Origin of the sequence: Pseudomonas proteolytica (assembly GCF_007858275.1) — a bacterium.
In the GTDB taxonomy this organism is placed as follows: Bacteria; Pseudomonadota; Gammaproteobacteria; order Pseudomonadales; family Pseudomonadaceae; genus Aquipseudomonas; species Aquipseudomonas proteolytica.
The window spans coordinates 1-810 of sequence record NZ_VFEV01000092.1 but is presented as its reverse complement, the minus strand read 5'-3'; the positions used below and the strand labels follow the sequence as shown (position 1 = coordinate 810).

The 810-nt window shown below is 60.7% G+C and carries 1 protein-coding gene; it reads left to right on the top strand.

Features of this window, described 5'->3' with window-relative positions; translation table 11 throughout:
- Nucleotides 1-660, top strand: a 660-nt coding sequence (locus FIV38_RS29815) for a hypothetical protein (RefSeq protein ID WP_211368515.1), incomplete at its 5' end; no start/stop codon positions are given.
- Nucleotides 661-810 lie beyond the last annotated feature (150 nt).

The following is an 810-nucleotide window of genomic DNA, read 5'->3' as shown; positions in this document are numbered from 1 at the left end:
CCCCCTACATGCCTGCCGGTGAGCGGCGGGCGGAGCTATGCCATGAGCGTATATCAGCGCTACTTCCGAATCACCCAAGGCCCGATGGTTGACGAGATCGATCGCCTGTTCGAGCTGCGTATTGCCGCCGGCAAGCTCTACGATGAGCTGGCTGTGAAGCACGGCGCCACCGGTTCGAAAAATTACGACCGCGCCGGCACCTTTGCTGGCTTCACCTTCGCAACTACGCCCGATCAGGACATCTACCGCCACGACAAGAAGACGCGCCTGTGGGTGCCTCGCAAGAACACGCCAGCGGGCAAAGCAATCTGGGCCAACATCAAATCGCTGCCAACCCCGGCACCCATCGAGCACGCGCTGCGCCTGGTCGACTTGGAGCCAGGGCTGCCGATGCTCACCGATGCAGGAAAATGGTACGCACCAACCCTGCGGGGCTACGGGGCTCCGCGCAACATCTGGTTTGTCAGCGTCCCTTGGAAGGATGTCGATCCGGATGAACTGGAGCAGTACAAGGCGATCAAGGCGGCCAAGACCGGTTTCGACCGTGACCTGGATGCTCTGCTATGGGAGGCCCCGGCCGACTGGACCGAGGTGAAGCGCTGGCAGGTCGAAAAGGAAGCGGATGAGATTTCCGACCTGATGAAATCAAAACCTCAGTAACCCACCTTCTGCCGCCCAGCGCGGCAAGGACACCCCATGTACGCAACGAAACTCACCCTGCTCTTGACAGCCATCGTGTTGTACGTGGCGGGGTCCACCTTCTGGTTTTTCTGGCAGGTGCCGGAGCTGCTCTCCACCGGTACCGAACAA